The organism is Streptomyces sp. NPDC088553 (assembly GCF_044752965.1).
Classification (GTDB): Bacteria; Actinomycetota; Actinomycetes; order Streptomycetales; family Streptomycetaceae; genus Streptomyces.
Map to the genome: position 1 here is coordinate 475,004 of NZ_JBIVMG010000001.1, position 21,102 is coordinate 496,105.

The 21,102-nt window shown below is 70.3% G+C and carries 26 protein-coding genes; 8 read left to right on the forward strand and 18 right to left on the reverse strand.

All coding sequences use genetic code 11. The annotated features are described in order from the left end of the window. Window positions 1–38: 38 nt before the first annotated feature. A complete protein-coding gene (locus ACIP8Z_RS02165; RefSeq protein WP_402077576.1) occupies window positions 39–1,403 on the reverse strand; it encodes an NAD(P)-binding domain-containing protein in 1,365 nt (454 codons plus the stop codon). A 180-nt stretch (window positions 1,404–1,583) separates the two neighbouring features. On the opposite strand from ACIP8Z_RS02165, the gene ACIP8Z_RS02170 reads away from it, so the two are divergent. From ACIP8Z_RS02170 to ACIP8Z_RS02180, 3 genes are all read left to right on the forward strand, one after another. Beyond that, window positions 1,584–1,967 (forward strand): hypothetical protein, encoded by a 384-nt coding sequence (locus ACIP8Z_RS02170; RefSeq protein ID WP_402077579.1) that lies wholly within the window; start codon window positions 1,584–1,586, stop codon window positions 1,965–1,967. Window positions 1,968–1,971: 4 nt separating this feature from the next. After that, on the forward strand, window positions 1,972–2,334 hold the full coding sequence (locus tag ACIP8Z_RS02175) for an ArsR/SmtB family transcription factor (protein ID WP_402077581.1): 363 nt from the start codon (window positions 1,972–1,974) through the stop codon (window positions 2,332–2,334). 104 nt (window positions 2,335–2,438) lie between these two features. Then, on the forward strand, window positions 2,439–2,951 hold the full coding sequence (locus tag ACIP8Z_RS02180; RefSeq protein ID WP_402077582.1) for a GNAT family N-acetyltransferase: 513 nt from the start codon (window positions 2,439–2,441) through the stop codon (window positions 2,949–2,951). A 130-nt stretch (window positions 2,952–3,081) separates the two neighbouring features. On the opposite strand, the gene ACIP8Z_RS02185 is transcribed toward ACIP8Z_RS02180, so the two are convergent. Both ACIP8Z_RS02185 and ACIP8Z_RS02190 read right to left on the reverse strand, forming a co-directional pair. Then, the gene (locus ACIP8Z_RS02185; RefSeq protein WP_402077585.1) at window positions 3,082–3,477 is read right to left on the reverse strand and encodes an ArsR/SmtB family transcription factor; all 396 of its coding nucleotides are present in this window, start codon (window positions 3,475–3,477) and stop codon (window positions 3,082–3,084) included. 11 nt (window positions 3,478–3,488) lie between these two features. Then, window positions 3,489–3,818 carry a metalloregulator ArsR/SmtB family transcription factor gene (locus tag ACIP8Z_RS02190; protein WP_229902042.1) on the reverse strand — a complete coding sequence of 110 codons (330 nt, stop codon included), beginning with the start codon at window positions 3,816–3,818 and terminating at the stop codon, window positions 3,489–3,491. A 398-nt stretch (window positions 3,819–4,216) separates the two neighbouring features. Between ACIP8Z_RS02190 and ACIP8Z_RS02195 the strand changes: the two genes are divergently transcribed. Together ACIP8Z_RS02195 and ACIP8Z_RS02200 are read left to right on the forward strand one after the other, a co-directional pair. Beyond that, window positions 4,217–5,338 carry a permease gene (locus ACIP8Z_RS02195; RefSeq protein WP_402077588.1) on the forward strand — a complete coding sequence of 374 codons (1,122 nt, stop codon included), beginning with the start codon at window positions 4,217–4,219 and terminating at the stop codon, window positions 5,336–5,338. A gap of 117 nt (window positions 5,339–5,455) precedes the next feature. Beyond that, a complete protein-coding gene (locus tag ACIP8Z_RS02200) occupies window positions 5,456–5,968 on the forward strand; it encodes a GNAT family N-acetyltransferase (protein ID WP_402077590.1) in 513 nt (170 codons plus the stop codon). 80 nt (window positions 5,969–6,048) lie between these two features. Here ACIP8Z_RS02200 and ACIP8Z_RS02205 read toward each other — a convergent pair whose 3' ends face one another. The 7 genes from ACIP8Z_RS02205 to ACIP8Z_RS02235 all read right to left on the reverse strand — a co-directional run bounded on the left by ACIP8Z_RS02205 (window position 6,049) and on the right by ACIP8Z_RS02235 (window position 12,123). Continuing rightward, a complete protein-coding gene (locus ACIP8Z_RS02205; protein WP_402077593.1) occupies window positions 6,049–6,870 on the reverse strand; it encodes an S-methyl-5'-thioadenosine phosphorylase in 822 nt (273 codons plus the stop codon). After that, window positions 6,863–7,645 carry an acireductone synthase gene (mtnC, locus tag ACIP8Z_RS02210; RefSeq protein ID WP_402077595.1) on the reverse strand — a complete coding sequence of 261 codons (783 nt, stop codon included), beginning with the start codon at window positions 7,643–7,645 and terminating at the stop codon, window positions 6,863–6,865. The genes ACIP8Z_RS02205 and mtnC overlap by 8 nt, the downstream gene beginning before the upstream one ends. Next, a complete protein-coding gene (locus tag ACIP8Z_RS02215) occupies window positions 7,645–8,220 on the reverse strand; it encodes a 1,2-dihydroxy-3-keto-5-methylthiopentene dioxygenase (RefSeq protein ID WP_402077597.1) in 576 nt (191 codons plus the stop codon). The genes mtnC and ACIP8Z_RS02215 overlap by 1 nt, the downstream gene beginning before the upstream one ends. Next, the gene (gene mtnB / locus ACIP8Z_RS02220; protein WP_402077599.1) at window positions 8,217–8,909 is read right to left on the reverse strand and encodes a methylthioribulose 1-phosphate dehydratase; all 693 of its coding nucleotides are present in this window, start codon (window positions 8,907–8,909) and stop codon (window positions 8,217–8,219) included. Before mtnB ends, ACIP8Z_RS02215 begins: the two co-directional genes overlap by 4 nt. Next, window positions 8,906–9,931, reverse strand: coding sequence for an S-methyl-5-thioribose-1-phosphate isomerase (gene mtnA, locus ACIP8Z_RS02225; RefSeq protein ID WP_402077601.1), 1,026 nt, complete (start codon window positions 9,929–9,931; stop codon window positions 8,906–8,908). The genes mtnB and mtnA overlap by 4 nt, the downstream gene beginning before the upstream one ends. A gap of 38 nt (window positions 9,932–9,969) precedes the next feature. Further along, a complete protein-coding gene (locus ACIP8Z_RS02230) occupies window positions 9,970–11,232 on the reverse strand; it encodes an ATP-grasp domain-containing protein (protein WP_402077603.1) in 1,263 nt (420 codons plus the stop codon). A 582-nt stretch (window positions 11,233–11,814) separates the two neighbouring features. Then, window positions 11,815–12,123: an ArsR/SmtB family transcription factor gene (locus ACIP8Z_RS02235; protein ID WP_402077606.1), complete on the reverse strand. Its 309-nt coding sequence runs from the start codon at window positions 12,121–12,123 to the stop codon at window positions 11,815–11,817. Window positions 12,124–12,211: 88 nt separating this feature from the next. On the opposite strand from ACIP8Z_RS02235, the gene ACIP8Z_RS02240 reads away from it, so the two are divergent. After that, window positions 12,212–12,625, forward strand: coding sequence for an arsenate reductase ArsC (locus ACIP8Z_RS02240; protein WP_402077608.1), 414 nt, complete (start codon window positions 12,212–12,214; stop codon window positions 12,623–12,625). A gap of 10 nt (window positions 12,626–12,635) precedes the next feature. On the opposite strand, the gene ACIP8Z_RS02245 is transcribed toward ACIP8Z_RS02240, so the two are convergent. The 4 genes from ACIP8Z_RS02245 to ACIP8Z_RS02260 all read right to left on the reverse strand — a co-directional run bounded on the left by ACIP8Z_RS02245 (window position 12,636) and on the right by ACIP8Z_RS02260 (window position 15,628). Continuing rightward, window positions 12,636–13,016: an ArsR/SmtB family transcription factor gene (locus ACIP8Z_RS02245; protein WP_402077610.1), complete on the reverse strand. Its 381-nt coding sequence runs from the start codon at window positions 13,014–13,016 to the stop codon at window positions 12,636–12,638. Window positions 13,017–13,071: 55 nt separating this feature from the next. Next, window positions 13,072–14,163, reverse strand: coding sequence for an ArsO family NAD(P)H-dependent flavin-containing monooxygenase (locus tag ACIP8Z_RS02250; RefSeq protein WP_402077612.1), 1,092 nt, complete (start codon window positions 14,161–14,163; stop codon window positions 13,072–13,074). A 74-nt stretch (window positions 14,164–14,237) separates the two neighbouring features. Beyond that, complete coding sequence (arsB, locus tag ACIP8Z_RS02255; protein WP_402077614.1) at window positions 14,238–15,323, reverse strand: ACR3 family arsenite efflux transporter; 1,086 nt, start codon at window positions 15,321–15,323, stop codon at window positions 14,238–14,240. After that, entirely contained in the window at window positions 15,320–15,628 is a 309-nt protein-coding gene (locus ACIP8Z_RS02260) for an ArsR/SmtB family transcription factor (protein ID WP_402077616.1), read from the reverse strand. Before ACIP8Z_RS02260 ends, arsB begins: the two co-directional genes overlap by 4 nt. Before the next feature lie 71 nt (window positions 15,629–15,699). Here ACIP8Z_RS02260 and ACIP8Z_RS02265 point away from each other — a divergent pair, with 71 nt between their 5' ends. After that, window positions 15,700–16,119 (forward strand): arsenate reductase ArsC, encoded by a 420-nt coding sequence (locus tag ACIP8Z_RS02265; RefSeq protein ID WP_402077618.1) that lies wholly within the window; start codon window positions 15,700–15,702, stop codon window positions 16,117–16,119. 5 nt (window positions 16,120–16,124) lie between these two features. Then, window positions 16,125–17,123 (forward strand): thioredoxin-disulfide reductase, encoded by a 999-nt coding sequence (trxB, locus tag ACIP8Z_RS02270; RefSeq protein WP_402078874.1) that lies wholly within the window; start codon window positions 16,125–16,127, stop codon window positions 17,121–17,123. Between the two features lie 223 nt (window positions 17,124–17,346). On the opposite strand, the gene ACIP8Z_RS02275 is transcribed toward trxB, so the two are convergent. The 4 genes from ACIP8Z_RS02275 to ACIP8Z_RS02290 all read right to left on the reverse strand — a co-directional run bounded on the left by ACIP8Z_RS02275 (window position 17,347) and on the right by ACIP8Z_RS02290 (window position 21,092). After that, on the reverse strand, window positions 17,347–17,682 hold the full coding sequence (locus ACIP8Z_RS02275) for an ArsR/SmtB family transcription factor (RefSeq protein ID WP_402077620.1): 336 nt from the start codon (window positions 17,680–17,682) through the stop codon (window positions 17,347–17,349). Between the two features lie 198 nt (window positions 17,683–17,880). Further along, window positions 17,881–18,669, reverse strand: a complete 789-nt coding sequence (locus ACIP8Z_RS02280; protein WP_402077622.1) for a methyltransferase domain-containing protein — start codon at window positions 18,667–18,669, stop codon at window positions 17,881–17,883. Window positions 18,670–18,688: 19 nt separating this feature from the next. Further along, on the reverse strand, window positions 18,689–19,795 hold the full coding sequence (locus tag ACIP8Z_RS02285; RefSeq protein WP_402077625.1) for a GTP-binding protein: 1,107 nt from the start codon (window positions 19,793–19,795) through the stop codon (window positions 18,689–18,691). Between the two features lie 37 nt (window positions 19,796–19,832). Then, on the reverse strand, window positions 19,833–21,092 hold the full coding sequence (locus ACIP8Z_RS02290) for a GNAT family N-acetyltransferase (protein WP_402077627.1): 1,260 nt from the start codon (window positions 21,090–21,092) through the stop codon (window positions 19,833–19,835). Window positions 21,093–21,102: the final 10 nt, after the last annotated feature.

The window sequence follows — 21,102 nt, forward strand, 5'->3', positions numbered from 1 at the left end:
CGTGTTCCTCCAGCTGCGGGTGGGTGGATGGTTCAGGGTCAGCAGCCGCCGGAGGCGGCCGGGGCTCCGACGCCGATCCGGAGCGCCGTGGGGCTCGCGCAGCAGCCGCCGTCGGTCGTGGTGTCGGCGGGCTGGTCGAAGAGGCCGGCTCCGCCGCAGACCCCGGTCTCGGGGAGGACCAACTCGACGCGTTCGGCGGACTCACGGTCGCCGGCGATGGCGGCGACGACCGAGCGGACCTGCTCGTAGCCGGTGAGGGCGAGGAAGGAGGGGGCTCGGCCGTAGGACTTCATGCCCACCAGGTACACGCCTTCCTCCGGGTGCGCCAGCTCCTTCACACCGTGCGGGTGGACCGTGCCGCAGGAGTGCTGGTTCGGGTCGATCAGCGGAGCCAGCTCGACCGGGGCCTGGAGACGGTCGTCCAGGCCGAGGCGGAGCTCGTCGAGGAAGGTCAGGTCGGGGCGGAAGCCGGTGAGGACGATGACCTCGTCGACCGGGTCGAGCCGGCGGCCGTCCTCGGCGACCAGGACCAGGCGCGCGCCGTCGCGCTCGATCGCATCCGTACGGAAGCCGGTGACGGCGTCCGCGTACCCCTCGTCGACCGCGGCCTTCGCCGCGAGGCCGAGGGCACCGCGGGCGGGGAGCTGATCGGCGCTGCCTCCGCCGAAGGTGTTGCCCGAGATGGCGCGCCGCAGGATCCATGTCGCACGGGTGCCCGCGCCGTCCCGGGACTTCGCAAGGGCGGCGAGCGAGGCGAGGGCGGTGAAGGCGGAGGCTCCGGAGCCGATGACGGCGGTGCGCCTGCCTGCGTAACGCGCCCGCACGGCGGGGTCCTTGAGATCGGGAACGCGGTAGGAGATCCGGTCGGCCGCCGCGCGCTCGCCGAGGGCCGGGAGGCCGTCGCCACCGGCGGGGCTCGGGGTGGACCACGTACCGGAGGCGTCGATCACGGCCCGGGCGAGGACGCGCTCCTCGCGTCCGTCGGCGTACCGGATGTGCACGGTGAAGGGCTGCTGCTCACGGTCGGCATCGACGACGCGGTCGCGTCCGGTACGGGAGACGCCGGTGACCCGGGCGTCGAGACGGATCCTGTCACCGAGGACGTCCGCGAGCGGCTGGAGGTAGGCGGCCGCCCAGTCCCCGCCGGTCGGGTAGGTGCCCGCGTCGGGCTTCACCCAGCCGGTCGGAGCCAGGAGCTTCTCGGCGGCGGGGTCGACGACCTCGGCCCATGCGGAGAAGAGCCGCACGTGGGACCACTCCTGTACAGCGGCTCCCGCCTGGGCGCCGGCCTCCAGGACCAAGGGTTCCAGGCCCCGGTCGACGAGGTGCGCGGCAGCGGCCAGACCGGCGGGCCCGGCTCCGACCACCACGACGGGCAGCTGGTCGATGGCGGTGACGTTCACGGATCTTCCCCTTTGATTCGACGTTCGTCGATCTCTTGCGCCTTCAGCATGGCACTTGATTCGACAGGGGTCAACATAGACATCTATCGAATTGAAGGCCCCGATCCCTCGCCGGCAGAGCGAGGCGGCACGTGCGCGCGCGGCCGAGCGGCACAGCTGCGGCAGTTCCGACCGGCGCCCATGGCCACCGCCGATGGCTGTACTGGGTGGCGGTGCGAGTGGACCTTCCACGACAACCGGATCGAAGTCGACAACGGCCCCGACCAGGCCGGCAACCAGTCATGGGTGCGGGTGCACGACGGGAACGCCGACGGCTCCGCGATCGGGGCCCACATTCCGTGGAAGAACGGCCTGACCTGCTCCGACCAGAGCGACGACAACGGCTCCGGCAACTCCGGCAAGGCCGTGGCGCACTCCGAGGACGTACTGCGGGTCAAGTTCTGCTTCTACGAGAACGGGGTGCGCATCGACTGCGAGGACGGGCCGTGGCGCTACGCGCCAGAGCGACCCTGGCCCCCCGTCCGACAGAGCCTCGGGCGGTTGGTTCGACATGTGTCAACATAGATACATGTCGAACGTGAAGGTGCTGCCGGTACTGGAGCCCGAGATGGAGCCCTGCTGCCCGCCTCTCGACGAGCGGCCGCTGACCGCCGAGGAGGCCGAGCGGACGGCTGTCATGTTCAAGGCGCTGGGCGATCCGGTCCGCCTGCGGCTCTTCTCCTCCGTCGCCTCGCACGAGGGCGGCGAGGCGTGCGTCTGCGACATCTCCGACGTCGGCGTCTCGCAGCCCACGGTCTCCCACCACCTGAAGAAGCTCAAGGAAGCCGGGCTGCTCTCCTCGGAACGGCGCGGCACCTGGGTGTACTACCGCGTCGAGCCCACCGTGCTCGCGGCCATGGGAGCCCTCCTCACCAAGGCGGCCTCGGCCTGACCTACCTCACGGCAAGAAACACTGGGTGTCACCCAGCGTTCGGCCGCTCCTCCCAGGCCCGCCTCGGCGCCGGATTCGCACCACCGTCTGGGAGACTCCGCCCCATGACCGGATCAGCCACCCGCACCATCACCGTCGTACCCCTCACGGCCGATCACGCCGACGAGGTCGTCGCGATCTACCAGGCCGGCATCGACGAGGGCAACGCCACCTTCGAGACCGTCGCTCCGACCTGGGAACAGTTCGACGCGGCCAAGACGCCCGAGCACCGATTCGCCGCGGTCGACGAGGCCGGCCGGGTGCTCGGATGGGTGGCGGCCACGAAGGTCTCCGACCGGTGCGCGTACGCCGGAGTCGTCGAGCACTCCGTGTACGTACACCCCGGTGCGCGAGGGCGCGGCGTCGCCTCGGGGCTCCTGAAGGCGCTCATCGACTCCACCGAGGCGGCCGGGATCTGGACGATTCAGTCCGGCATCTTCCCTGAGAACTCCGCCAGCCTCGCCGTCCACGCCCGTGCGGGCTTCCGAATCATCGGCACGCGCGAGCGTGTCGGCCGCCACCACGGCGTCTGGCGCGACACCGTCCTCGTGGAGCGTCGCAGCCCGCACATCGACTGAAGGCAAGCAAGCACGCATGCCCGGATGCGGGCATGCGGGCATGCGGGCATGCGGGCATGCGGGCATGCGGGCATGCACACCACGACAGAACGGCGCCGCCGCCCGTGTTCGGGGACGGCGGCGCCGAACGTCAGGATCCCTGGGCCGCCAGAGAGATCTCTTCCTCACCGGCCTTCTCGGTGTCGGCGAGAAACTCGCCCAGCGAGGCCAGGACGCCGGGCGCCGGGCGGTAGTACACCCAGGTGCCCCGCCGCTCGGAGGTGAGCAGGCCCGCTTCCCGGAGCTTCTTCAGATGGTGGCTGACCGTGGGCTGGGAGACGCCCACGTCGGCTATGTCGCAGACGCACGCCTCACCGTTGGGGTGCGAGGCCACTCTGGACAGGAGGCGGAGTCGGACAGGGTCGGCCAGCGCCTTGAACATCGCGGCCATGATCTCGGCGTCCCCTTCGGACAGCGCGGCGGTCACGAGGGGCGGGCAGCAGGCGGTAAGGGTCGCACCGGGTATGTGGGGGGTCGACTCGGTCAAGGGGCCGGCCCTCACGCCGAGGCCGCGGGGCGGCCCATGACGGCGTCGGCAGCACTGGGGAAGCAGGCCACACAGGCGACGTTGATGGAGTAGAGCATCGAGGTCCCCTGGCGCTCGCGCAGGACGAATCGCACGTCGGCGAGCAGCTTCAGGTGGTGGGACACCGTCGACTGTCCGACGCCCATCCGGTCCACGATCTCTCCGACACTCATCGGCCCGGTTGCCAGCGCGAGGAGATTGAGGATCTGCACGCGGGTGGGGTCGGAGAGGGCCTTGAACCAGGTTGCGTAGGACTCGGCCGTGCTTCGGTCGATCAGCTGGGCATTCATCGTACCGCTCATGATCCATCGATGTTATTCGATGACCACCCGCGACGGCAAGGTTCGCTCCACGCAGATGGGGCCTACGGAGGGCCCGCGGAGGCCTGTCGGCGTCACAAGCACGCCTGAAACCGCTGGCGCGCGTGACTGTGTAGACGCCACATGGAAGGCAGTCGCATCAGCCCGACCTGGGAACAAGCCTCACTTTCCGGCAACCGCCTCCGAAAGCGCAGGGCAGGCCCCTTCGGTGCGACGAGGGGCCTCCGATCCCCATTGCCGAGCATCTCTTTAATCGTCTATCATCGATATTCGATAAAGGGGATGCCGTTCGAGCCTCCCCACGCGGCTCGTCACGTCCCCCGTACGTCCCCTCACGGCGCCGCTCCCCTCATGTGTCACCGTCTCAGAGAGGTTCACCTGTGGACGAATTGCTGGCCCTTGGCCGGTTCATCCTGTTCGAGGTGCTGCACTATCTCCCGTGGTTCCTGGTCGCCATCGTTCTGGGGATCGCCGTACAGCGTCTGTCGATCGACGTGGTCGCGCGCCGCAGCTTCGCCCACGGGCGCAGGGGCGTCCTCGGCATCGCCATCGTCACGGCCATCGGAGCGTTCAGCCCCTTCTGCTCCTTCACCGTGATCCCGCTGATCCGCCGCTTCCTGATAGCCGGCGTCCCGCTCTCGGCGGTCATGTCGTTCTGGATCGCCTCCCCCTCCATGGACCCGGAGATCTACGCGCTCTCCGCCGCTCAGCTCGGGCTCCCCATCGCCACGGCCCGCCTCATCGGCGCCCTGGTGCTGAGCTTCGGCGCGGGTCTCCTCGTCCTGGCGCTCGAACGGCGTGGGCGGTTCGCCGATCCGCTGCTCGACTCCACTGAGGAGAAGACGCCCGCGAAGAGCTGCTCGCAGGAGACGGTGACCGTTCCCGAGACGGCGTGCTCCACGGCGAAGGCGACCGTCCCCGAGCCCGTGACCGTCGGTGGCGGCGGTGCCGGCGGCGGCACGTCCGAGGGTGGCTGCGGAGGCGCCGCGCAGGAGCCCGAGCCTGCGGCGGGAGGTTGCTCCACCGCCGCACGGAACGACGCGGACGACGACGGCACTCCGTGGCGTGTGCTCGTCCGGCGTGACATCAAGAACCTGCGCGCCGGCGAGATCCTCAAGGAGATCGTCAGCGACTCGCTGATCCTGGGCAAGTGGCTGCTGCTCGCCATCGTCCTCGAAGCCCTGATCGTCCGCTACGTGCCCACCGACGTCGTGTCGGGCATCCTGGGCACGGACGGGGTTCTCTCCGTCCTGGTCGCCGGGCTCATCAGCGTCCCTCTCTACCTCAACGGCGTCGGTGCGATCCCGGTCGTCGAGGGCCTCCTGGACCAGGGCATGGTCGCTGCCGCGGGTGTCACCTTCCTCCTCGGCGGTGCCATCACGACGATCCCGGCGATGGTGGCCGTCAAGAGCGTCGTCAAGGCGAAGGTCTTCGCGTTCTACCTCGGCGTGGGCCTGCTCGGCAGCGTGGGCATCGGCCTGGTCTCGCTGGCGATTCTCTGACCCGGAACTCCTCCTCACCCCCCACCCACGCTCCTGTGGCGGCAGACGCCGCCGCAGGAGCGTCGCCGTACCCGCCCGTGCGCACCTTCCAGGAGCGCACCCGGAAAGGAGCCGAGCATGGCCACACCCCCACGCACCGCAATCGCTCTCGCCCCCATGACGGACGACCACGCGTCCGCCGTCATGGCGATCTACCAGCAGGGCATCGACGAGGGAAACGCCACGTTCGAGACGGTCGCACCGCCGTGGAGCGCCTTCGACACCTCCAAGCTGCAGGCCCACCGGCTCGTGGCGCTCGACCCGCAACGGCGGGTCGCCGGCTGGACGGCGGTGTCCCGCGTCTCGGCTCGCCCCGCGTACGCGGGGGTCGTCGAGCATTCCGTGTACGTCAGTCCCACAGCGCGCGGAGCCGGTGTGGGGCGCGCGCTTCTGGAGGCGTTGATCGGCTCCACGGAGAAGGCAGGCATCTGGACGATCCAGGCCGGCATCTTCCCCGAGAACGTGGCGAGCCTGGCCCTGCACGAGTCCGTGGGATTCCGCGTGCTGGGCCGGCGGGAGCGCGTGGCCCGACATCACGGCGCCTGGCGCGACGTCCTGCTCGTGGAGCGCCGCAGCCCGGTGGTCGAATGACCGATGCCGGTCACCATGGTGACCGGCATCAGCCCGGATGTCCCTGATCGGTGGGGAGATGGCCCGTACCGGCCACCGTGTCAGGGCAGCTCGAACGGCAGGTCCATCCCGTCGAGCGCCGTCGCGCACGCGCATTCCCTCTCGCGGTCCAGTACGTCGACGGTCTTCAGGACCAGGTCCTTCAGGCGTTCCACGTTCGCCGCGAACACGCGGAACACCTCGTCCTGCGAGACGCCTTCTCCATGCTCCACACCCGCGTCGTAGTCGGTGACCAGGGCTATGGAGGTGTAGCAGAGGGCGAGTTCACGCGCGAGTACCGCTTCGGGGTGCCCGGTCATGTTGATCAGGGACCAGCCTGCGGAGGCGTACCACTGGGACTCCGCCCGGGTGGAGAACCGGGGGCCCTCGACGACCACCATCACTCCCCCGTCGTGGACGTCGGCGCCCGCCTCCCCCGCGGCCTTGAGCACGGCCGCGCGGCCCGACGCGCAGTACGGGTCGGCGAACGACACGTGGGTGGCGCCGTGCTCGTAGTACGTCTGCACACGCCCGGCGGTCCGGTCGACGAGCTGGTCGGGGAGGACGACGCTTCCGGGGCCGAGGGAACCGCGCAGCGAGCCGACGGCGCAGGGCGCGAGGACCTGCCGTACCCCCAGCGAGCGCAGGGCCCACATGTTGGCGCGGTAGTTGATGCGGTGCGGGAGAAGTTCGTGGTGGCTGCCGTGCCGGGGCAGGAAGGCCACTCTGCGGTCTCCCACGGTGCCGACGGACACCGCGTCGGAGGGTGCGCCGTACGGGGTGGTGACCTCGACGCGCTCCACCGACTCCAGGAGTTCGTAGAAGCCGCTGCCGCCGATGACCGCGATGTCGGCCTTCGGCGCCGAGTCGGACGGATCACTCATCGTCTGGGTCCTCCTGCGTGTGCGTGTCGACCGGCGCCGTCCAGCTGCCCTGGCCGGGTCGGGAAACGAGTGGGGTGAGAGAGGCGATGGCCTCGTGGCCGGGCACGGCCGTGCGTTCGTCGTCGGGGCGGCGCACGGCCACCGTCTGCCAGCCGGCCGCGGCCGCGGCGTCGAGCTCGGCACCGACGTCGCTGACGAACAGCAGGTCGGCGGGTGCGTGCCCCAGCTCCGCCGCGATCGCACGGTAGGAGTCGGCGTCCGCCTTGGGGCCGGCCGTCGTCAGGTCGAAGTAGCCGTCGAGCAGGGGGCGCAGGTCGCCGTGGGCGGTGTGGCCGAACCAGTCCCGCTGGGCGGCCACGGAGCCGGAGGAGTAGATGAATCGGCCTGTGCCCTGTGTCTTCCAGTGCTCCAGCGCGGGCGGCACGTCCGGGTACACGTGACCGTACAACTCGCCCGCCGCGTAGCCGCCGGACCAGATCAGTCCCTGCAGCGTCTTCAGCGGCGCCGCCTTCACATCGGCGTCGGCCCACTGCTCCAGGAGCGCCAGAGCACTTGCCTCGTCCTGGACTGCCCCCGTGTGGGTGGTGACCGCGTCGAGGATCTGCCGCCAGGGGGCGGTGCCGCGGTGAACGGCGAGCCAGGGAGCGAGCCGCTCACGCGCGTAGGGGAAGAGAACGTCCCGTACGTGACTGAGGGAGCCGGTGGTTCCCTCGATGTCGAGGACGACGGCCCGCAACCCGTTCTCGGAAGCTCCGGCCTGTCGGCTGACCGGCATCAGCCTTCCCGAAGGAGCGCGTCGAGGCGGGGGAAGCCTGCGGCGATGGGCTCCTGGGTGAAGTCGCCCACCCAGCCGTCCTCCTTCTCGAAGAACCGGATGGCGCAGAAGTCCGGTACCGGACCCATGTCGAACCAGTGCCGGGTGCCGGCCGGGACCGACAGAAGGTCACCTGCTTCGCACACCACGGCGTACACGCGGTCGTCGAGGTGCAGGTAGAAGCAGCCGGTGCCGTGGGCGAAGAACCGGACCTCGTCCTCGGCGTGCCGGTGCTCGTCGAGGAACGTCGAGCGTGCCTCGGCCGCACGCTCCTGCCACTCCGCTCCCTCCTCCGGGTGCAGACGGGCGACATCGACGAGGCGCAGCCCCTGGTCGGCGCACAGCTCGTCGACCTCTGCCCGATAGGCGTCGAGCAGTTCCTCGGACGATGTCTGCGGCGTCACCTCCGCGCGCTGCGGCCAGCGGGTGAAGGAGACCGACCGTTCGCGCAGGGCCTGCGCGATGGCGTCCTCGTCGCGGGTGCGGAGCAGGACGGTGTCCGGTGCGTCGTCCGGCATGATCTGCAGCAGTGTCATGGCGCGGTCCTGTGGTCGGGTGCCTGCGCGGCACGGGAGACATGCAGCTCGGCGTGGGAGAGCACGAGCAGTTGGCAGAGCGATTCGAGGCACTCGAGCCGGTTCTTGGCCTGGCCCAGCGAGTCGCCCCACGCGGTGATGCCGTGATCGGCCAGGAGGAGCCCGGGCGGGCCGTCCTGGTCCGCCGTGAGGTGGGCGGCCACGTCGTCGGCGATCCGTTCGACCTGGGGCCAGTTGGGGAACACCGGCAGGTCCGCGAAGGTCGAATCCTTCAGCCCCAGGCCCTTGAGCAGCTCGAAGCGCTCCACTCGGACCGAGGAGACAGCGTCCCGGACAGCGGCACGGTGGGCGACGACGGTGGCGTACGGGGAGTGGACGTGGATGACAGCGCGGGCCCCGGTGACGCGGTAGACCGCCGCGTGGATACAGGTCTCCGCCGACGGGCGTTCCTGGCCGGGACGGGACGCCCGGCCGGTGCGGGCGGCGACCTCGACGACATCCCGGGCGGTCAGTTCGCCCTTGTCCCGGCCGCTCGCCGTGATCAGCGCGCGGCCCGGCTCGTCGGGCAGCCGCATGGAGATGTTGCCGGACGTGCCCGGCATCCATCCGCGCTCGTACAGGGTGCGGGAGATGTCGGCCAGCTGCTGGGCGGCCCGCTTGCCGGCGGCGGTGGACGGCGCGTAGCTCATGCCCGCACCTCGGATGTCCGGTGGACACCGTGCTCGGAGACGATCGCGGTGATCAGGGAAGCCGGGGTGACGTCGAAGGCGGGGTTGTACGCGCGCGTACCGAGCGGGGTGGTGCGGACCCCGCCGTAGGAGGTCACCTCGTCGTCGGCGCGTTCCTCGATGACGATGTCCCGGCCGTCGGCGAGGGACCTGTCCCAGGACGATTCGGGGGCGACGACGATGAACGGGATGCCGTGGTGGGCGGCGGCGATCGCCAGCGCGTAGGTGCCGATCTTGTTGGCCACGTCCCCGCGCGCGGTGATGCGGTCGGCTCCGACGAGGACGCAGTCGACCAGCCCCTGGCTCATGGCCGCCGCGGCCGCGCTGTCGACGCACACACGGTGCGGCACACCGGCTTCGGCCAGTTCCCAGGCCGTCAGCCGGGCTCCTTGCAGGAGCGGTCGGGTCTCGTCCACGAGGACCTCGGTGACCCTTCCGGCGTCGGCGAGGGCGAGGATCGTGCCGAGGGCGGTACCCACGGCGGCGGTCGCGAGCCGGCCGGTGTTGCAGTGGGTCAGGACCCGCAGGGACCGCTGCGGGCAGCGGTCCCGTACGGCCTGGACGGCGTGGGCGACCATCTGCCGGTTGACCGCCAGGTCCTCGTCGATCATGGCGGCCGCTTCCGCGAGGACCGCGTCCGGACCGTCACCGAGCTTCGCGAGAGCCCTGTCGACGGCCCAGGCAAGGTTGACGGCCGTCGGGCGGGCAGCGGCGAGCCGCTGTGCGTCGGCGCGCACGGCCGCCTGACCGTCGGCGGTGCTGCCCGGCGAGCAGTGGGCGTACGCCGAGAGCGCGACTCCCAGAGCGCCCGCGAGTCCGATGGAGGGGGCACCCCGTACCGCGAGGGTCGTGATGGCGGTGACGACGTCGTCCACCGTGTCCAGGCGCAGGAGCCGCCGCTCGTGGGGCAGCGCGCGCTGGTCGAGGGTGACGATCGCGTCGCCGTCCCAGCGCAGTGACGGCTGGTCGGAGGGTTTGCTCACGGGCGGCGGCTCCTTGGGTGCCTGAAGAGTGGAACCGGTCAGTCGGTCAGGGGGCGCGACCGCAGTTCGACCAGGGTGGGCGCGGCGTCCACGTCGGCGGTCACCTGGTCGTGGTCCTCGCCGACGGCGATGACGTAGCCGTACCGATTCATGTACGCCCTGGGCGGGAGTGCCAGCCGGGTGCCGGGGCCGGCCGTCGCGACCGCGCTGTGCACTGTGGTCCCGAAGAGGTCGGTGCGGACGACCACTTCGACCGCCTCGCAGTAGCGCTCCGGGTAGAGGAACCTGATGGCCGCGGTCTTCTGCGCCTTCGGCGCGGTGTCGGGGACGAGTCCGGCCGCCACGTGGGCGGCTGCGACGGCGGGGTCGGTCCCGGTGGCGAGCATTCCGATGAGAGGGATGAAGTCGCCGCCGAGGCGCGCGTTGATCTCGACGAGGCGGGGCCCCTTGGGGGTGAGTTTGAACTCGGTGTGCGTGGCGCCGTGTTCGAAGCCGAGGGCCTTGTGGACGCGGTGCAGCTGGTCGAGGAGTTCAGGGTCCTGGAGGAGGGGGTCGGCGGCGTCGACGGTGTGGCCGGTCTCCTCGAAGTACGGCTCCATGCCGACCTGCTTGCGCGCCACGATCATCGGGGTGCACACGCCGTCGACGACGACCGCGTCGATGCTGATCTCGGGACCGGTGAGGTACTCCTCGACCAGGACGTCGGCCTCGTAGCGGGGTACTCCGGGCCAGTTGGCGGAGCTCGCCGCCTCGAACGCCGCTTCGACTGCGTCGCCGTGGTCGGCCCGGACGACACCGAGGCTGCCTGCGAGTCCGCGGGCCTTGACCACCACCGGGTAACCCGTCCTGTCGGCCGCACGGCGCGCCTCGGCCGCCGTGGAGACCGGGGTGCAGGCCGGCTGCGGCACGTCGGCTGCCGTCAGCCGTGCCCGGGTGGTCGCCTTGTCGCGGCAGGCGAGCACCGCATCGGGCGCGCTTCCGGGCAGGCCGAGGGCTTCGGAGAGGCACGCGGCAGCGTGCACGAGGGACTCGTCGTAGGTGAAGACCCCCGCGATGGGGAGCTGTTGCATGACCTTCTTCGCCTCGGCGAGGAGTTCGTCGAGGTTCTTGGTGTCGAGGAGCGAGACCCCCTCCACGTACGGCAGTTGCCAACTCGGCTCGTGGGCGTCGAGGAGCCACAGGCGGAAGTGGCGGGAGACGGCCGCCACGATGTACTCCCGGTAGCGGCGGTCACCGCTGCCCATGAGGAGCAGGACCGGTGCCTCGGTGGTAGACGAGTGCGGGTGGGGCGTGGCGGCCATGGTGGGAACCCTTTGTGTCGACGTGTGGTCGGGCCGAGACCGGCCGACGGAGCGGGGCAGCGCCCAGGTCGGCAACGGCGCTGTCGGCCGACGGCCGGAACCTTGCCAGCGTTGAGCGATGTATGTCAATAGATCGATGAATGGCCGAAGGGGACCCCTTGCCGGACGTCACCGCCACCCGCCGCCCCTGCCCCGATTCGCCCACCTCTGTGGGTTCTTGCGCTGACCGGTCAGGTCACCCAGTGTGGGCGTTGATGCAGATGAGGCCGGGAGGGACCGCGGGCGCCCACGCACCTTGCGACTCTTGTGGATTCCGTCGCCAAGGCTGCAGGGTGACGCCTGGACCGTACGACACCCGGCGAATACCGATCGGTGGTCATCGATGATTCAGGCGGGACGGATGACTCCGGTTCAACCTGTCCGGCGCGGTCGTCGGTGTGGTCGAGCCACCCGCACCGGGGTCGCCAGAGAGGCGGGGAGAGCGTACCCTTCGCGCACGGATCGCGATCCGCAGCCCGCGAGGTCACGGGTGAGTGGACGTCGCGACGACGCGGGCGCTCCGAAGAAGAAGCGGCCGGACCTTCAACCACAAGGCCGCCGGGCCGCAGCGGCTTCGTGACCTCCGTCGGCCAAAGCACCGAAGAATGTGGCCAGTTCGACCAGCGTCTCGGGGCGCAGCCGGTAGTAGGTGAAACGCCCGCAGGGCTCGGTCTCCACGACACCCGCTTCCCGGAGAACCCGGAGATGGTTCGACAGGTTCGTCTGCCGCGCGCCCGTCTCCGCCACGAGATGAGTCGTACACAGCGACTCACGGGCAAGCAGGCACACGACGCGAAGCCGCAGAGGGTCCGCCAGGGCCCTCAGCAGTTCCGCGTTCACCGACGTCAGCATGGCGTGATCGTGACACACCGAGCACAACCAGTGTCAACCACCAGATTTCTGAACCACCTTGCACCGCAACCCATTTGAGGAGACGTAGGTGTCCCGGATGCCCTCTGTCCTGTTCGTCTGCATTCACAACGCCGGCCGGTCCCAGATGGCCGCCGCGTGGCTTCGCCACTTGGCCGGCGACCGGATCGAGGTCCGCTCGGCGGGCTCCGCCCCGGCTTCGGCGGTGAATCCGGCCGCGGTCGAAGCGATGCGCGAAGTCGGCATCGACATGTCCGCGGAGGTCCCCAAGATCCTCACCACGGAAGCTGTCGGCGAGTCGGACGTGTGCGTCACGATGGGCTGTGGGGACACCTGCGAGGTCTTCCCTGGCAAGCGCTACCTCGACTGGAAGCTCGACGACCCGGCCGGGCAGGGCGTGGAGGCCGTGCGCCCCATCCGCGACGCCATCAGGAGCCTCGTCGAGAATCTCGTCGTGGAGATGGACGCGGCGCCGGCGCGTTGAACCAGAGCGGTCAGAACGGCGAGCAGTCGATACCTCGGGGGAAGGCATGCTTCCTGAGCCCCTGCAGAGCATCCCAGCGGATCGAGAACCATGCCCAGGTTCCTCGCTGTTCGCGGTGCAGCAGCCCTGCTGTGGTGAGGATCTTCAGGTGGCGGCTCACCGTGGGCTGCGCCAGGTCGAGCGACTCGGTCAGGTCGCAGACGCAGAGCTCTCCGGCCGGCGACTGGTCAATGAGGTGGACGATCTGGAGGCGGGTCTGGTCCGCCATCGCCTTCAACTGCGCGGTCAGCATCTCGACTTCGTCGCGGTCGATCAGCAGCCCCGGGGCGCATGGAACACACGGCTCCGCGCTCAGGTCCTCGATCGGTATACCCGCCAAAGGAATTGCCATTCTGACACCATACGAGCCGACAAGATCGCGCGGCGAATCCGAGGATCGATATCCGTCAGGCGTTCACCGTTCGTTCACCCACGCCGCCTCGGCCCAGAAGGGCCGCGATGGCCCGCGCGGCTTCGCGGGCGGGACGGCCGACGCCGACGAGGGTGGCCGAGGCGGGCCCGGTCCAGTCGCCGTACCCGAGCAGATGAAGTCGGGGCTCTCCGACAGCCTCTGTTCCCCGGGTGGGGATGTGTCCGCGAGGACCGCGGAGCCCGAGCGGGGCGAGGTGAGCGAGAGAAGGTCGGAAGCCTGTGCACCAGATGATCGCGTCGGCCTCGGCCCGCGTACCGTCGGCCCACTCGACACCGGTCCCCGTCACACGTGTGAACATCGGCTGCGCCTTGAGGAGGCCCGCATCGCGGGCTTCACGTACAGGCGGTACGGCGACGATGTCACCGAGCGATGCGACTCCCCCGCCGTCGGTGCGGCCTTCGTCGAGGGCACGGCGGCGGGCGGTGGCGTGGTCGAAGAGGGCACGGCCGTCGATGTCGTCGGAGAGGAACCGCGCGGGGCGCTGCGTGACCCAGGTGAGGTCGGTGTCGTACGCGAGATCGGCGGCGATCTGCGCTCCGGAGTTCCCGCCTCCGACGACGATGACGCGCATGCCGGCGAACTCGCCGGGGGTGCGGTACTCGACGGTGTGGAGCTGCCACCCCCGGAACGCGTCACGGCCGGGGACGGCGGGGAGGAACGGCCGTGACCACGTTCCGGTGGCGCTGACGACGGCGCGGGCCCGCCAGGTACCGGAGTCGGTCTCGACACGAAGGTGCTCGCCGTCGCGGCGGACCGCCTCGACGCGAACGGGCCGGTGGACGGGGAGCTCGTATCGCTGCTCGTAGTCGGTCAGGTAGTCGACGACGTGTGCGGCGTCGGGGTACGCCTCCCCCTGCTGCGGCGGCATCAGGCGACCGGGCAGGGACGAGTAGGCGGCCGGCGAGAAGAGGTGCAGCGAGTCCCACGTGCGCTGCCAGGCTCCGCCCGGCGTGGGCTGAGCGTCCAGGACCGCGAAGTCGAGGCCGCCGAGACGGCGCAGGTGGTATCCGGCGGCGAGTCCCGCCTGGCCACCGCCGATCACGACGACGTCGAGTGCGCTGCTCATCTCTCCGGCTTCCCTTCGTACGACGGCGCCTCGCCCGGTCGGAGGGGTGGGCACCGAGGAATGGCGTGGCGGGGTCACCGCTGGGCGGGGGCGAACTTCTTGCGCCAGGCCAGCGACACGTACACGAGCCCGACCAGGACGGGCACCTCGATGAGCGGGCCGACGACTCCGGAGAGCGCCTGCCCGGAGGTGACGCCGAAGGTGGCGATGGCGACGGCGATGGCGAGTTCGAAGTTGTTGCCGGCGGCGGTGAAGGCGAGCGTCGCGGTGCGATCGTAGGTGAGGCCGATGGCCTTGCCGAGGGCGAAGGTGCCGAACCACATGACCGCGAAGTAGACGAGGAGCGGCAGCGCGATCCTCGCGACGTCCAGCGGTTGCGAGGTGATGGTCTTCCCCTGGAGGGCGAAGAGGATGACGATCGTGAACAGCAGCCCGTAGAGCGCCCACGGTCCGATCTTCGGCAGGAACTTCGTCTGGTACGACTCCCGCCCCATCCGCTTCTCACCGATCCGCCGGGTGAGGAATCCGGCCACCAGCGGAATGCCGAGGAAGATGACGACGTTCAGGGCGATCTTCCCCATCGAGATGTCGAGCGTCTCGCCCTCGCCGAGGCCCAGCCGGCCGGGCAGCAGGTCGAGGTAGAACCAGCCCAGGACACCGAAGGCGAGGACCTGGAAGACCGAGTTCAGCGCGACGAGGACCGCGGCGGCCTCACGGTCGCCGCAGGCCAGGTCGTTCCAGATGATCACCATGGCGATGCACCGCGCCAGGCCGACGATGATCAGGCCGGTGCGGTACTCGGGCAGATCCGGCAGGAAGATCCAGGCGAGGGCGAACATGAGTGCCGGACCGATGATCCAGTTGATGACGAGCGACGAGACCATGAGCTTGCGGTCGCCGGTGACGGCGTCGAGCTTGTCGTACCGGACCTTGGCGAGGACCGGGTACATCATGATCAGCAGGCCGACGGCGATGGGCAGCGAGATGCCGCCGATCTCGACCTTGGCCAGCGCGTCGTTCAGGCCGGGGATCAGCCGCCCGAGCCCGATGCCGAGGCCCATGGCGAGGAGGATCCAGACGGCGAGGAAGCGGTCGAGCGTCGACAGCTTCGCGACGACCGAGGAATCCGCCGCCGGAGCGGGCGCTTGGGTGGAGGTCACGGACAGGCCCTCTTGTTCTCGGCAGCGGTACGGGCGGACTCGGCCAGGTCGGCGAGCCGACCGGCGAGCTGGGCGATGACGTCCGGCTTCAGGCGGTAGTACGTGAAGCGACCGCAGGGCTCGGTCTCCACCACACCGGCCTCACGCAGCACGCGCAGGTGGTTGGAGAGGTTGGTCTGCTTGGCGCCCGTCTCCTCGACGAGGTGGGTGGTGCAGAGGGTCTCGCGGGCGAGCAGGGTCACGATCTGAAGCCTGAGGGGATCGGCCAGAACCCGGATCAGGTCAGTGTCGACTGACGTCATCATGGACTGATACTCTCACATCACTCGCTGCTGATACCAGCCGGGGCTGACCTCTTGCCGGCAAGGAAGAACCGATGACCACCGCTCCGCTCGCCTCCGTGCTCTTCGTCTGCGTCCACAACGCGGGCCGCTCCCAGATGGCCGCCGGGTTCCTCCATCACCTGGCCGGCGACCGCGTCGAGGTCCGCTCCGCCGGTTCGATTCCGGGCGACCAGGTCAACCCGGCCGCCGTCGAGGCCATGGCCGAGGTCGGCGTCGACATCTCCGACCAGAAGCCGAAGGTGCTGACGACCGAGGCCGTCCAGGCGTCCGACTACGTCATCACCATGGGCTGCGGAGACGCCTGCCCGATCTTCCCCGGCAAGAAGTACCTCGACTGGGCGCTGGAGGACCCGGCCGGCCAGGGTGTCGAGGCCGTCCGTCCGATCCGTGACGAGATCAAGGTCCTGATCGAGGGCCTCATCGCCGAGATCGACGCGAAGCAGGAGGCGTGACCCACTTGACCGACTCGAATGCAGCGGCCGGGGGCGACGTCCGTGAGGTCATCGTCATAGGCTCCGGCCCCGCCGGATACACCGCCGCCCTTTACACCGCCCGAGCCCAGCTCAAGCCCCTGCTCTTCGGCAGTTCGATCTTCGTCGGCGGGTCCCTGACCACGACGACAGGGGTCGAGAACTTCCCCGGCTTCCCCACCGGCATCGAAGGCCCCGACCTCATGGACAACATGCGGGCCCAGGCCGAGCGCTTCGGCGCCGAGATGATCGACGACGACATCGTCTCCGTCGACCTGTCCGGCGACATCAAGGAAGTCACCGACAGCGAGGGCACTGTCCACCGCGCCAAGGCCGTGATCATCGCGACCGGCTCCGGTTACCGCAAGCTCGGCCTGCCGAACGAGGACGAGCTCTCGGGCCGCGGCGTCTCGTGGTGCGCCACCTGCGACGGCTTCTTCTTCCGCGACCGCGACATCGTCGTGGTCGGCGGCGGGGACACCGCCATGGAGGAGGCCACCTTCCTCACCCGCTTCGCCCGTTCCGTCACCGTCGTCCACCGGCGCTCGACCCTGCGCGCCTCCCAGGTCATGCAGAACCGCGCCTTCGCGGACGACAAGATCTCCTTCGCCTTCGACAGCGAGGTCGCCGAGATCAGGTCGGAGAACGGCATGCTCGCCGGCGTCGTCCTGCGCGACACCTTCACCGGCAGGACCCGCGACCTCGACGCCACCGGACTCTTCATCGCCATCGGCCACGACCCGCGCACCGAACTCTTCACCGGCCAGGTCGACCTCGACGACGAGGGCTACATCACGGTGGAGTCGCCCTCCACGCACACGAACCTGCCCGGCGTCTTCGCCGCCGGTGACGTCGTCGACCACACCTACCGCCAGGCCATCACGGCCGCGGGCTCCGGCTGCCAGGCCGCGCTCGACTCGGAGCGATACCTCGCCGCCCTTGCCGACAGGAGCAAGGCCGCCGCAAGCGTCGCTGTCACAGCCTGAGGTCACACCGAGGCCCAGGCTGTCGGCCCTCCCCATGAACACCAGTTCCTGCCCGCCACGTTGGCGGACCTGGCGGGCAGGAGCTGGCCCTCTGCTCTGGTCGGCATGGCGAGTCGCGCTCCGGCCGGTCCTCCGCTGCTCCACGGCCACGAGCACGCACAAGGAGCCGGCAACGGGACTCGTCGCCGGCTGATCTGCTCTCAGGGCAGCGGCCGAGGGGCCTTCAGCTGGATCCCGGCTCCTGGCAGGAGTGGACCGGGGCGCCGATGAGGATGTCGGCAGCGCTGGGAAAATCCGTCCTGCAGCGGGGGTTGACGGCGTACCTCATGCTGGCACCGGCACGGCGCCGGGTCAGGAATCGGGCGGCGTGAAGGATTTTCAGGTGATGTGAGACGGTCGACTGGTTGAGCCGCAGATGGTCGACGATCTCCCCCACGGGCACGGGCCCCGGCCGCCCGCTCAGGAACCGCATGATGCGAATGCGCGTGGGGTCGGCCAAGGCTCGGAACCAACGGGCGTACTCCTCGACGGTCTCCCGGTCGAGCGACGTTTCGGGCATGGGAATCCTTAGCGGACCACGAGGAGAACCGCCGCCGCGCCGGCCGCGGCACGCTGCGGCCGACCGTGCGATCAAGAGCTGTCGGCCGGTGCGCGCGCCGGGATCGGCACACGGCGAGCACGAGGATGCACAACGTGGCCAGGTGTCCGTGGCCCGAGCTTCGGCTCCGGCCACGGACACCTGGCCGTGACGACGTGGTCAGCAGCAGGTGCCGCCCGGCTCGCACTCCTGCGCGCCGGCGGTGCTGTCGACCGGCTTGTGGGCGCGGATGATCGCGGCGTGGAGGCCGTCGGCCGCCTCCTGGGTGAAGACCACCTCCGCGTCCTTCAGGCCGACCGCGTCGAGGAGTTCCTTGTACTCGGCGACCGAGAGAGCGCCGGCGATGCACTGGCTGTGCCCGCCGCGTTCCGCTCGCTCCTCGGGGCTGAGCCGGTCCTCGGCGACGACGTCGCTGATGCCGAGGCGACCGCCGGGGGTGAGGACGCGGGCCATCTCGGCGAAGACGGCGGGCTTGTTCAGCGACAGGTTGATCACACAGTTGGAGATGATCACGTCGACGGTGTCGGCGGGCAGCGGGATGGACTCGATCGTTCCCTTGAGGAGGACGACGTTGTCGATCTCGGCGTCGGCGACGTTGCGGGCGGCGAGGGCGAGCATCTCCTCCAGGAAGTCCAGGCCGAAGACGCGGCCGTCGGGGCCGACGCGCCGGGCGCTGAGGATGACGTCCAGGCCGCCGCCGGAGCCGAGGTCCAGGACCGTCTCGCCCTCGCGCAGTTCGGCGACGGCGCTCGGGTTGCCGCAGCCGAGGCTGGCGAGGAGGGCGGCGTCCGGGGCGGTGCCGGGGCCGATCTCGTCGTACGCGGCGGGGCCGAAGGTCCGCGGGTCCGGCGAGCAGCAGGCGCCGCTCGTCTCGGCTTCGGCGGCCTTGGCCCGGTAGTACTCCCGGACCTCGTCCTGCAGGCTGCCGGCGGTGGTGGTGTCGCTCATGAGGGGTGGTCCTTCTCGGTCAGGCGCCGGCGGGGGCGAGGCGGTGCACGGGGCGCGGGTAGGAGGGCTTGAACGACACCGGGGTGGTCGCCGAGGAGGTGACGGCGGTGGCCGGGTCGGCGGCCTCGACGGCCTCGGTGACGGCCGCGTCCAGGGCGTCGGGCTCGCAGGCGACCCGGGCGTTGACGACGGCCCGCCCGGCCGGCGCGTGCGCGTCGGCTGCGCGGTCGAGGGTGGGCTGCGCGCCGGACTCGGTCAGGCTGAGCTTGGCGAAGTCGCCGTCGGCCGTCTCCACGGTGATCTTGGCGTGGCCGATCACGGCGTCGTGCTCCGCGGCCCATACGGACAGCTCCTGAAGGACGGTTCGGGCCCACGCGGTCGCGTCGAAACCGTCCCCGGCGGCCGTGAGGTCGAGCTCCTGGTTCATCCAGGCGAGCTGGGCCTCGGCGGCCGCGTAGCGGTCGTAGTCGATGTCCAGGACGACGTCCTCGTTCGTCGCCGGCGCCTGCCACGCGTCGAGCAGCGTCTCCAGGTGGGCGCCCGTGGTGGCCGAGTAACCGACGACGGTCGCCTTCGGGTTGCTCGTACGGAGCGAGGCGAGGAGTTCCTCGGCCCGGTCCGGCTTGATGGTGTCCAGCTTGTTCACGGCGATGACGTCGGCCTCGGTGACCTGCTGGCGGAAGAGGTACGACAGATCCGACTCCGGCTCGCCCCGCTCGGCGGCACGGGCGAACGCCAGGTGCCGCAGCGGGTCGACCACGGTGGTCAGCGGGGCGACGACCATGTCGTCGCCGTAGTACTGGCGCAGCGGTCGTACGACGGTGGCCTGGAGGTCGGTGCAGCTGCCGACGGCCTCGGCGATCACGGTGTCGACGCTGTCGGAGGCGACCAGAGCGACGATGGCCTCGACGAGGTCCTCGAACTTGCAGCAGAAACAGCCGCCGGTGACTTCGGCGACGCTGTCGAGCTTGCTGCGCACCAGCTTGGTGTCGACCAGTTCGACGCCCTGGTCGTTGGTGATGACGGCGACCCTGCGGCCCTGCTCCTGGAGCGCGAGCGCGGCGGCGGTCATGGTCGTGGTCTTGCCCGCCCCGAGGAATCCGGTCAGGGGGATGAAGGTGATCATGTGGTCCTTCTCGTCCTTGTCGTGGAGCCGGGCGGGGTCAGCCGCAGCAGCTGTCGCCGGAGCCGCCCAGGAGGGGCAGGTTCGCGGGCTGGGCCGGGGCGGGGGACGCGGCGCCGAACGCGACGCGCCTGCTGTCGCCGAAGGCGTCGAGCCAGGCGCTCGCCTGCGGCCGCAGCGCCGGGTCGGAGAGCAGCATCGACGTACGGACTTCGCGCGGGGTGCAGCCGCGCAGGGCCTTCGCCTGGTGGGCTCCGGCTCCGAACTCGACGGTGCGAAGCCCCTCCGCGTAGGCGTCGCGTACGGGCGCGTCCAGGACGAGGGCGAAGTAGATGCCGCTGCGCTCGCCGATCGCGGCGTAGTCGAACCCGGCCCACTTCGGGAAGAGGCGGTGGTTCTTGCGGATGGTGACGCAGGTGGCGACCAGCCCGCCGTCCTTGTAGCCGAGGTAGGCGCGGACGTCCGCGCCCTCGTCGATGAGCGCGGAGAGGATGCCGACGATGTGCTCGGGCTCCTCGCCGGCCCCGTTCTTCTCCCGGTTGAGACAGGTGAGTTCGGCGATGCGGTCGACGTAGGGGCGGATGTCGGTGCCGTCGACGCGCTCGATCGTCACGCCGGCGGCCTCGGCGCGGCGGACGTCGCCCTTGATGCGCTGACGCTTCTTCAGCGGCAGGGCGGCGAGGTGTCCTTCCCAGTTCGGCGCGTCGAGGCTCATGAAGTCCTCGTAGCCCCAGAAGGTGGTGGACGCGCCGGCGGCGTCGAGCGCGTCGACGAGGGCGTCGTTGCCGCGCCGGCTGGGGATCCAGGGGGCGACGATGCAGCGGATGCCCGCCTCGAACGCGGCGGGCACGAGCTTGTCGACGATGGACCCCATCAGGGTGGGGGTCCAGAAGTTGTAGGCGACCTCGGTGCGGTAGCCCAGCGGGGAGCCGAGCAGGAGCGTCGGGAAGAAGGGCTCGGTCCCCAGAGCGTCGACCTCGGCGCTGCGCGCGGCGTCGGTCTCCGCGCCGCAGCACACCTCTTCGCCGGAGGGCGCCTGCCATCCGAGGTAGGTGCGCGGCTCGTGGTCGACGACCGGCGGGGTCGTGAGGATGTGGCCGGGGAGGAGGGCGAGCTCGCCGCGGGCGCGGTGGGCGAGGGTGTGCCAGGGCTGGACGTCGGGGAGTACCTTCTCCGTGGCGCGGAGCCAGGTGGGTCCGAGGTACGGCCACGAGTCGGTGAGACCGGCGAGCTCGCCGGTCCAGTCCATGTCCGGGAGGGCCTGGCCGGTGGAGATGACGACGCGGGGTGATCCACCCATGTCAGTGTCC